Source organism: Leeuwenhoekiella sp. H156, from assembly GCF_052218455.1.
Classification (GTDB): domain Bacteria; phylum Bacteroidota; class Bacteroidia; order Flavobacteriales; family Flavobacteriaceae; genus Leeuwenhoekiella; species Leeuwenhoekiella parthenopeia.
Genome location: NZ_CP197499.1, coordinates 4,195,784 through 4,206,906 on the forward strand (window position 1 = coordinate 4,195,784; position 11,123 = coordinate 4,206,906).

7 protein-coding genes are annotated in these 11,123 nt (G+C 37.8%); 2 read left to right on the top strand and 5 right to left on the bottom strand.

The window, feature by feature from the left end:
* Window positions 1-37: 37 nt before the first annotated feature.
* From ACSSS3_RS17745 to ACSSS3_RS17765, 5 genes are all read right to left on the bottom strand, one after another.
* Window positions 38-1,834: a class I mannose-6-phosphate isomerase gene (locus ACSSS3_RS17745; RefSeq protein ID WP_442845754.1), complete on the bottom strand. Its 1,797-nt coding sequence runs from the start codon at window positions 1,832-1,834 to the stop codon at window positions 38-40.
* Window positions 1,835-1,955: 121 nt separating this feature from the next.
* The gene (locus ACSSS3_RS17750; protein ID WP_442845755.1) at window positions 1,956-2,684 is read right to left on the bottom strand and encodes a GntR family transcriptional regulator; all 729 of its coding nucleotides are present in this window, start codon (window positions 2,682-2,684) and stop codon (window positions 1,956-1,958) included.
* A 258-nt stretch (window positions 2,685-2,942) separates the two neighbouring features.
* Window positions 2,943-3,743 carry a discoidin domain-containing protein gene (locus ACSSS3_RS17755; protein ID WP_442845756.1) on the bottom strand — a complete coding sequence of 267 codons (801 nt, stop codon included), beginning with the start codon at window positions 3,741-3,743 and terminating at the stop codon, window positions 2,943-2,945.
* Between the two features lie 10 nt (window positions 3,744-3,753).
* Window positions 3,754-5,373 carry a RagB/SusD family nutrient uptake outer membrane protein gene (locus tag ACSSS3_RS17760; protein WP_442845757.1) on the bottom strand — a complete coding sequence of 540 codons (1,620 nt, stop codon included), beginning with the start codon at window positions 5,371-5,373 and terminating at the stop codon, window positions 3,754-3,756.
* A 10-nt stretch (window positions 5,374-5,383) separates the two neighbouring features.
* A complete protein-coding gene (locus ACSSS3_RS17765; RefSeq protein WP_442845758.1) occupies window positions 5,384-8,398 on the bottom strand; it encodes a SusC/RagA family TonB-linked outer membrane protein in 3,015 nt (1,004 codons plus the stop codon).
* 228 nt (window positions 8,399-8,626) lie between these two features.
* Between ACSSS3_RS17765 and ACSSS3_RS17770 the strand changes: the two genes are divergently transcribed.
* Both ACSSS3_RS17770 and ACSSS3_RS17775 read left to right on the top strand, forming a co-directional pair.
* Window positions 8,627-10,345 (top strand): GMC family oxidoreductase, encoded by a 1,719-nt coding sequence (locus ACSSS3_RS17770; protein WP_442845759.1) that lies wholly within the window; start codon window positions 8,627-8,629, stop codon window positions 10,343-10,345.
* A 3-nt stretch (window positions 10,346-10,348) separates the two neighbouring features.
* The gene (locus ACSSS3_RS17775; protein WP_442845760.1) at window positions 10,349-11,062 is read left to right on the top strand and encodes a gluconate 2-dehydrogenase subunit 3 family protein; all 714 of its coding nucleotides are present in this window, start codon (window positions 10,349-10,351) and stop codon (window positions 11,060-11,062) included.
* The last annotated feature ends 61 nt before the right edge of the window (window positions 11,063-11,123 follow it).

Consider the following 11,123-nt stretch of genomic DNA (forward strand, 5'->3'; position numbering starts at 1 on the left):
TTGCAAGCAGACTAATCAAATAGCCTGGTCTCCTTCCTTATTTTAAATATGCATTAATAACTTTAGCCTGCCCTGAGCCCAGGTTTGTAAGCGTAAAACGCTCTGCTCCTGCAGGCACCACAAAGGTTTCGGCGTAACTCAAGTTTTGAATATAACCTCCTTTGGTTTCCAAACGTATTTGCTCACCTTCCACAAGCATCATAACCTGACAGGATTCTTGCGTGTCTAATTCTATACTTTTCTCAAAGTCCAATCGCCTTACATCGTAAAAATGTTCTGGATGTGTGGGATAGTGTAAAATTTCAAAACCAGCTCCACTTTTAAGAGTCTTCCTTTTAGAAAATAACTCTTCCGGAACACGATCTCCCTTCAAATGAAATTTAAGATTCTGAAAAGCATGATCTATATTTATAGGACGCGGTTTACCATCAAGATCAAGTCTGAGCCAATCGTACATTTTAAATGTAAAAATATAGGGCGTAGCACTTATTTCGAGAACCATATTACCTGCCCCTGCACTATGAATCGTTCCGTTGGGAATAAGAAAAAGCTCGTGCTTATTAGAATTATGGCGTTGTACGTAATCTGTTATGTTTAGTTCGATTCCCTCCTCCTGACTTTTTTCAAGTGCTGATCGGAATTCATCGGGATTTATATCATCCTGAAAGCCTAAATAAACACCTGCATCTTCTTCACAATCCAATATATAATAACATTCATCCTGGGTTATATTTTCCCCAAATTCACGGCGTATATATTCTAAACTGGGATGACACTGAATGGAAAGGTTACCTCCATTAAAAGTATCCAAAAAATTAAACCGAATGGGAAATTCATTACCAAAGCGTTTATGATGTGCACCAAGAACATTCTCCCCTTCCTGATTCATTAGAAAATCAAATGAGATCTCTAAAAGTGTATCGTCACTCTGAAAAATCAATCCATTCTCAGGAACTATTAAGGAAAACGCCCAGGCGTAATTAGGTACATTAGGATTGAGTCCGGGTATATTATTTTTAATCCACTCACCTCCCCAGGCACCGGGTTCAAACCAGGGCCTTACCCTAAACATAGAAGTACTCATCGCAATTAGCCCTTCCTTGATGTCTGACATCAACGCCCAGGAAGGATTTTCTTCAAATTGCGCATCTACTATAACCTCTATCTTTGACGCTAATCTTTTCTTTTCAGCATTGAGCACCACCCAATCTATAAAATAGAAATGCTTGTACGTTTTAAAATCTTCTTTTTGAGTCGAAATACCAAGGTTGGTGACAGAACGAGCTCGCATGCGGTATTGCAATTCATTTTTGGGTAAATCAAAGTAGACCAATAAGGAATCTAAATTGGCTAGACTGGCTCCACATCCATAAACGATGTTTACGTCTGAATCCTCAGCCAGCTTAAGCGCTTGTAATTTGGAATCATTAAAAAAATCGATAAGACTTAAATCTGTCCGGGTTCCCCAAACCGATTCCTTCTCACCTAAAAATGGAGCAACCAGATTTTCTAGAGATGCTTCAGGCTTTAAACAGGTTGCTATATTGATGAGGTTGACACTTAAACCTTTTCTTTGCAATTCAGATTCTATATTGCCAGCTATAAATTCCCAGTTAATTCCTGAAAATCCCTCAAGGCATAAAATCCTTTTATTAGTCAAATATTCCGTCAATCTCTCGTAACCTAATTTGATTTTCCCTGACCCTAAATCAAATGAAGGATACAAATCAAATGCTGAATCATGATTTTTTTCACTTTTAGTTTGAGGCATTAAGAATTGTTTCGTCTTGCGTTTTGCTAATTCAGGCTTGTTGTATTCTATAGAATTCCTCAAAATAAATAATTTTAAAAATTATTTTTAATGTACTTATGTACAAACATAATAATTAAATCTAAAGTAAAATACCTTTTTTAGAAAAGAGCAGGTCTATTTTGGAAATTAAAGTAGAAGCATGTTATCTGCTACTTTCTACAGAATAAATAAAACTATCTGATTTATAGTAACCCAAATTGTATTCTATTGGACGTTCCCCCTGATCAAACACAAAACGTTTTCTAAACAAAACAGGTGTACCCTTTTTAATATTAAGCTTCTTTGAAATTACCTCATCCGCAGCTTTGGCACTAATTTCCTCTTTAGATAACGAAGCGATGATTGAATGCTCCTGTTCTATCATTTCATATAGCGGAAGAGTGAAATCTTCTTCACCCGTTAAGCCTATTCGGGGATGAAAATACGATACAAAGAAAACGAAAGGTTCTTCCGGCTTACCTCTTACCCGCTCCATTTTAAGAATATCTTTATCTAGTGGTATTTCAAAAAAACGAGCAATTTCATCTGAAGGTTTTACCCAACTTAAATTCAGCTCGAAATTTTTTATAGGAATCCCTCTGAGTTTCATTTCCTGAGAAAAGCTGAGCCAATTATTTGATTTAGAGCTCACAGGTTTAGGAGCAACTTTAGTTCCTGCTTTTTTCCTGCGCACCAGTAATCCTTCAAACACCAATTTTTTAATGGCTTGCCTCACCGTTGATCTGGAAATCGCCAATCGATTACTTATTTCAACTTCACTAGGCAAAGTTTTTCCATTTTGATACTCTTCCTCCTTTATAAGCTCTCTTAATAAATCCTCAACCTGAGCATGTAAGGGTATGGGACTTTTATGATTTATACTAAATTTCATTAAATCTATTTATCCTTAAAAATATGTATAAAAAAAACAATAAAAATAGTGGCAGTTTAAACAAATAGCTAAGCATAGAAATGCTTAGCTATTTGTTTAAATACTCAGTAAAACCTTTCAGTTCCTTTTTAAAAGGAAAACCTAATAATTAAATGAAATAAAAAACTCGAAACTATTAGATGAAAAAAAATCACCCCAACTAATTTAAAATTAATAAGGGTGACTAATGAGTAATTATTGCTTAAACCAAAAGACAGATTAAAATGGTAATAAGAAAAGTCTCCATTCAGTCATTTGAAATAAACCATCTCCATTATTACTTGTAATACTCAAACGGTAATATTTATAAGCGGTATCATTATCAAAATAGAATTCACGAGTTTCCAACCTGTCTGCAAATCTGAAGTCTGTTCTTGAGTCTAATGTAGTCCAGTTTGTGCTATCCTGAGAACCTTGAATTTCCCAATTTTTAGGATCTCTACCCGGGGCATCGTTACCTGATGTGAATGAATAATACCCGGCTACTACAGGTTCATCAAACTCCAAATTAATCCAAAACGGAGTAACAAAACCTGAGAGGTACTTTGTATTTAGATCACCATCTATAAGCTTAGTAGAACCTTCGCGACCGGTAGCTCCACCACTGTATTCACGATTAACAGAGATAGTACTTTGATCAGTGATATCTACTGGAGGGCCAGCTATTACTTTTACCGGAGCTGTAGCAGTAATTGATTCATCATCTGCAGCAGTGATACGCAATATAGTTTCTCCAGAACCTGTTGCTGTTAAAGTAACAGATTGATCTTCATTTTTCTGTAAATCTGCAACGCTAGGATCTTCAACTTCCCAGACATAATTACGCTGAGGCACTACGTTAGGCTCAAAAGTTGCTGTAACATCTAGCGTATTACCGGACTCAAGTAAGATAATATCATAAGTATCAAGATTTACGCCTGTTTCTATAATATCATCAAATTCTCGTCTTCCCTCACAAGCCGAAAGCACGAGGGTTAATAAAAATACCGTTGGTTTTAAATATTTTATAAGTGTTTTCATAGTGTGCTATTTAATATCCAGGGTTTTGAACAAGGTTGGGGTTTGCTTGTAATTGTCTAAATGGTATAGGGTATATGATCAAGTTTTCATCCCCAGATGGCTCGTGATCCCACCAAGAACCTGTTGTAAACACGCCAAAACGAATAAGATCTGTACGTCGCATTCCCTCAAAAATAAATTCTCTACCACGCTCAGCAAGTAGTTCACTTAAAGTAAGTGTGTTGGTTGTATAAGCTTCTGACTCCCAGTCTTCCTCAGTAAAATAGCGCATTTTACTTTCATTAATAAGATCAACAGCTTCCTGTGTAGCATTGCCATTATTTAAACGCATCAGTGCTTCTGCCTTATTAAAGTAAATTTCGGTGAGTCTGTAGATGACATAATCTCCTTCCAAGTAATTCGGATCGTCCTGAGTACCTGAACGATACTTATGAAAACGAGCTCCGCTGTTCTCCTCACCGTCCGTCATTGAACCTTCTCCCGTCTGACCCTCCGTATTTCTACGAATATTATTAACGTAAACAAATGGCTGACCATTGTATTCTTCTGAACCTAAAATAGGCTCATTAGTACCAAATCTGTATTGTGGACCAAACAAGAACCATTCCTGCTTACGAATATCATTCTCCTTATAGGCATTAAAGGCTGTTGGAACTACAACAAAGGCATTGTTTCCACTATAATTTACGTCAAGAGCTGCAGTCATATTTGTGAAACCCATATAGAATGAAGCCCAACTGTATCCAAAATCATTCTTGCGACTAAATGGAAATTGGAAGATATTCTCTGGTGAATCTTCATTGGTGTTATTAAACGGCCCAAGAGGATCTTGATCCAAGGCAATAGTGCCAGTTAATGAACCTCCATCCCCATTAATCACTTTATCAGAATATGTAATACAATCCTGCCATCGCGGTGTACCTGACCAAACCTCAGCATTTAGATAGAGTTCTGAAAGAATTGAATATCCTACAGCTCTACTCATACGACCAATTAACTTAGGTGATAAAGGCTGTAATTTCTCAACATTATCTAACAATTCTTGTTCAATAAATGAAAAAACCTCTTCTCTTGATGCCGTAGCCGGATTATTAGGCTCACCTACAGTGGTTACGATAGGCACATTACCCCACATATCCATAATTTTCATATAATGATAAGCTCTTAATACTTTGGCTTCTGCAATAATAGAAGCCAAACGCTCTGGCTCTACTCCTATGGCGTTCGCATCTACAGCCTCAATACTTTCAATTGCTGTATTTACAAAGCCTACTCCAGTCCACATCAATCTCCAGGCATTATTTAGACGACCTTCCTGAGAAGTCCAAGTATGGTAATGTTGTCTAATGTGGTCTGCGTTATCATAACCGTGCCTACCTTTTTGTGGCCACGCCGTTTGATCTGCAGAAAGTTCATTATGATAGTAATAGCCGTTTTGACCGGACCATGCTAACCAGGCTTGCATATGTGTAAAAGGCCTTAAATTAGCTTGAACTAACTCTAATTCTGTTTTATAAAAATTAGATTCCGAAAGTTCTGAATAGGTTGTTTCTTCAAGATCTGTACACCCGACAGTAAATAAGATTCCAATCGCACATACAGCTTTCTGATATAAGTTTATCTTGTTCATTTTCTAAATATTAAAAGTTAACATTTACCCCAGCGGTTACTGTAGCAGTTCTCGGGTAGAAATTTCTATCATCAATTCCCGGATATAGTCCGGTGTCCTGGACTTCAGGATCACGACCTGTATAACCTGTAAAGGTTGCCAGATTTCTAGCACTACCAAATACACGTAGAGCACTAAAAGGACTTTTTTCACCAAGATTAAAATTGTAACCTAAAGTAAGGTTGTCTAATTTGATAAAATTTCCGTTCTCTAAATAGTAATCTGAGTACTGTGGCGCTTCAGTAATATTACTGTATTGATTTAAAGCAGAGGTAAGTACATTACCCGGTAACAGGCTTGGATTACCATAAAATAAATCAACTGTGTTTAAGATATCGTACTTAAATTTACCCCGTAGCAATACCGTAAGATCAAAGTTCTTATAGCGAAAAGTATTGGTTAACGAAGCATAATATTTAGGTAAACCATTACCTATTATAGCTTTATCTTCTTCAGTCATATCACTCGCTCTACCAATTGTACCATCTGCTTTGTGGAACAACCATTGGCCGTCAACTGTAAATCCAGCAAAGCGCTTACCGTAAAAATTTCCAATAGGACCGCCTTCTGTATTACGGATTGCATTACCTAAGTTACCCGGGTTACCAATATTGCCACCGTAAAGTTCGCTTACAGAGAACACTTGGTTGGAAAGAGTTGTCAATTCGTTACTTTGGTAACTTCCAACTAAATCAACATTCCAAGTAAACTCTCCTTCTTCCAAAACTCTGTAACTTAAGGCAAGTTCAAGACCATTATTAGTGATATTACCAACGTTAGTATAAATACTTCCCTGAACAAATGGAGGCTGAGGCACGTCATAACTTAATAACAGATCTTCGGTACGGCGGGTATAGTAATCGATAGAACCGCTTAACTTATTAAACCAGAGTCCAAAATCCAGACCTATATTCAATTCTTTTTTGGTTTCCCATTTAAGATCTGGGTTTGGGTTCTTTACCGGACCATAAGTTTGATAATAGGTTGCCCCATCAGCATTATCTAAAAAAACGGGATATTTACCACCTGTCCCAAGCGTTACAATAGACTGATAGTTAGGAATGCCCTGATTACCTGTAACACCATAACCCGCTCTTAACTTCAGGTTGTTTATAAAGCCTGAATTTTTCACAAATTCTTCATCAGAAAGTAACCATGCACCAGAAACTGCCGGAAAGCTCGCCCACTTATTATTTGTACCAAAACGCGAAGAACCTTCATGCCTTACAGAAGCCTGAAGGAAATAGCGATCCTTATAATTATAACTTAGACGTGTAAAATAAGCAATCAAGGTATTATCCTCTTTAAAGCTGGAAAGATTAGGCCTTGGCAAATCTGTATCAGTAATTGCATTACCTGCACCAAAATTCCAATCCTCAAACCCATCTGTAGTAAAACCTGAGTTATCCATTGAATATTCTTCTGTAGTAGAGTACTGATAACTGTAACCTCCTAAAATCTCAAAATTGTTATCCCCGAATTCTTTATTGAAAGTTATTGTGGGTTCTGCCGTTTGAGTATAATCCAGATGATTTCCCTTATAGGCATACCCAGTTCCAAAATAGGGACTACCACTATTATACTGAGCATAATCTTGAGTAGTTCTATAGTAACGATCGTTCCATGTGTTTCTCTGATACGATCCAAATACAGAAGCAACAAATCCTGAAGCAATTTCATATGATAATTTTGCATCACCTGAAAAGGTCAATTGCTTACGCTCGTTAAATCGGTTTTCATATTCAGAAAATGGATTATAACCATTTTCTGGTTGGTAGAATCCGTATTGCCCAGGATTGAACAACTGGCCTTCTTCAGTTACATTATATGGAGCGTAAATTGGCGCGGTAGGATTCCAGCTTGTTACAGCACCAAATTGACCACCACCAAGAAGATTAGCATCGTTTAGATTCACTGCCAAACTTGATGAGAATGTCAATTTATCATTTAGACCCGTTTGGTTAAAACTTGCTCGTGCGCCAAACTCTTCACGACCATTCTCCAGGGCTATACCCTGAGCATCCCGATAATAGAGTGAAGCTCTGTAATTACTTTTCTCCCCTCCACCAGACGCAACAAAATTGTGATACTGTGTAAGGTTTGACTCATTTATGAGTTCGTCAAAAATATCTGTAGAACCTCCTAAATCATTATTCTCACCTATAATTCCATCAGCAATAGCTGCTCTAAACTCACTTGCGGATAAGAAGTCTGGTTTACTGTTTACATAATCTCTTGAGACAAATGTTGAATAGGTAAATGCCGCAGCTCCCTTACGGCCCTTTTTGGTCGTAATAAGAATCACGCCATTGGTTCCTCTAGTTCCATAAATTGCCGCAGCTGCACCATCTTTAAGCACATTGAATGACTCAATATCATTTTGCTGTATTAAATCTAAGTTACCTCCAGGAATACCATCTATAACGATAAGGGGGGATCTGGATCCAGTTAAAGAAGTAATTCCTCGTAACTGTATCGCAGTTCCTCCATTGGGGTTATTACCACCTGCTCTTGTGATTTGCAAGCCCGCTACCTTACCTTGAATCAATTCTAATGGCGATTGCACCACACCTTGATTAAAATCTTCAGTATCGACCTTAGTCACAGCAGTGGAAACCGCTTTTCTTTCCTGAGAACCGTAACCTATCAATACAACTTCTTGCAATGCCTCTTCGTCAGATTGCAAAATTATTGGGAAATTAGATTGAGTTCCTACCTGTTGCTCTACAGGCTTCATACCTACATAACTAAATACAAGTATAGCATTGTTAGATGTTACATCAATACTAAAATTTCCATCAAAATCCGTTGAAGTACCGTTGTTCGTTCCCTTTTCCTGAACATTAACACCTGGTAAAGGCACACCGCTTGGATCTGTTACATTTCCAGTTACAATTTTAGTTTCCTGTGCTTGAATAGATTGGGCCAAAGCCATACCTATAATCAAAAACAGAAATAATGCTCGCTTTTTGAATTGGTTGTTCATAAATATTTGATTTTCTGAATTAGAATTTCATTTGGTTAATAATTTGATTTGCTGTTGATTTTATTAATTAAAAGTAAAACGTTTTAGCAATATTAATAAAACGTTTTACTATAATTGCAAGGATTAAGTTGAAATTTTGATAAATTAACTTAACGTGGTTCTTCTAAGAAAATACTTACTACATAACCTCCTTAATACATTTTTAATTTTTCACACTAAATAATACCTATGCAAATTAAAGAATCATCAAAAGTCTACGATGTCATTATAGTAGGCTCAGGTGCCGGTGGTGGCATGGCAACTAAAGTTTTATCTGAAGCCGGACTTAAAGTAGCTGTCTTAGAAGCAGGCCCACATTTTGACCCTGCAGACCGTAAACAACGCACTCAGTTGAAATGGCCTTATGAATCGCCTCGACGCGGAGCTTCAAACAGAAGACCTTTTGGGGACTTCGACAGTGCCTATGGTGGATGGGAAATTGAAGGTGAACCCTACACCCAGAAAGATGGTACCCGCTTTGACTGGTTTAGATCACGTATGCTAGGGGGTCGTACCAATCATTGGGGACGTATCTCTCTTCGATTTGGAGAGCGTGATTTTAAACACTACAGTTATGATGGCTTTGGAGACGACTGGCCTATTGGTTATGAAGATGTTAAACCTTATTACGATAAGGTTGATAAGCTTATTGGTGTTTTTGGAACAAAAGAAAACATCGAAAACGAACCCGACGGGTTTTTCCTTCCACCACCGAAACCAAGACTACACGAACTTTTTTATATAAAAGGAGCAAAGAAATCAAACATACCGGTAATACCATCCCGTATGTCTATGCTTACAAAAAAAATTAATGATGACCGTGGCATTTGTTTCTATTGCGGTCAATGCTCGAGAGCCTGCGCGGTCTATGCAGACTTTTCTTCAGGTACCTGCTTGATTTTCCCTGCTCAAAAAAATGGAGGTCAGATCGATCTTTTTGTAAATGCAATGGTACGTGAAGTCACCACAGACGAGGAAGGAAAAGCCACCGGAGTATCCTACATAAGTAAGGAAGACCGCAAAGAATATAAACTCAAAGGCAAAGTGGTCGTATTAGCAGCTTCAGCCTGTAGTTCTGCCCGAATTCTTTTAAACTCTAAAAGTAAACAGCATCCTAACGGTTTAGGCAATAGTAGTGATATGGTTGGCAGGTACTTACACGATTCTACAGGAGCAAGCCGATCTGCCTTTATTCCAGATTTAATGAATCGTGACACTTACAATGAAGATGGTGTGGGTGGAATGCACGTATACACACCCTGGTGGGGAGATAATAAGAAACTTAACTTCCCTCGTGGATATCATATTGAAGTTTGGGGTGGCTTAGGAATGCCTAGTTATGGCTTTGGATTTAATCCAAACGATTTGAATCGCTTTTTTAATCAAACAGTAGGTGGCTATGGTAATAGTCTGCGATCTGATGTTAAAAAATATTACGGCTCTACAATTGGTATGGCCGGCCGCGGTGAATCAATTGCTATGAAAGACAACTATTGTGAAATAGATCCTACTACTGTTGATGAATTTGGCATTCCTGTTTTGAGATTTAATTACAAGTGGTCTGAACATGAAGTAAATCAGGCGAAACACATGAATGACAGTTTCGAGGAAATCGTTCATAACATGGGCGGTATTATGCTTCAGAATGCTCCGTCAAAAGAATCCAACTATGGTTTAGAAAATCCGGGGCGTATTATACACGAGGTAGGTACTACCCGCATGGGGAACGATCCTAAAACTTCTGTTGTAAATAAATTTCAACAATTACACGAGGTAAACAATGTTTTCATAGTTGATGCAGGACCTTTTGTTTCGCAAGCAGACAAAAACCCAACGTGGACCATTCTTGCCTTATCCTGGAGAGCATCAGATTACATCATTGAACAATTAAAACAGCAAAATATCTAAATTATGCACAGAAGAGATAGTTTAAAGTCTATGTTTTTAGGTTCTTTAGGAACAGGACTCTTATTAACCGGCTGTAATACAGATGTTGCAGCTCCGGAACCCGAAATAGCTAAAGCTGCAGAGGAATATTTCGGCAGAACACCTGAAGAACTTGAACTTATTGAAGAGCTAAAATCAGAACAGTTTTTTAATGAGCACGAAATGAATACGCTAAACGTATTATGCGCGCTTATTCTTCCTGCAAATGAGGAGTACGGCAGCGCTACAGATGCCGGTGTACCAGATTTTATTGAATTTATTGTAAAAGACATGCCTTATATGAAGACCCCCATAAGAGGAGGGCTTATGTGGCTCGACCATACAGCAAATACAAATTATAACACCGAATTTATTACAGCCTCAGAATCAGATCAGAAAGCTATTTTAGATACGGTAGCATTCCCAGACCCTAATAAACCGGGCTGGGAACAACCGGTTGAAGTGAAGTTCTTTTCGCTTATGCGCAACTTAACGATGACCGGGTACTACACTTCTAAAATGGGTATTGAAGATTTAGGCTACAAAGGAAACCAGCCTAACATCTGGGATGGTGTTCCAGAAGAAGTTCTTCAAAAACACGGGGTTAGTTATGACCCGGAATGGATTGCAAAATGTGTCGATCAGGATAAACGAGGAATCACAGCAGAGTGGGATAACGAAGGTAACCTCATTACCTAATTGCCTGAAAGCTTAATAAAAAAACCTCCTGAAAAATCAGGAGGTTTTTTTATTAAGTGAA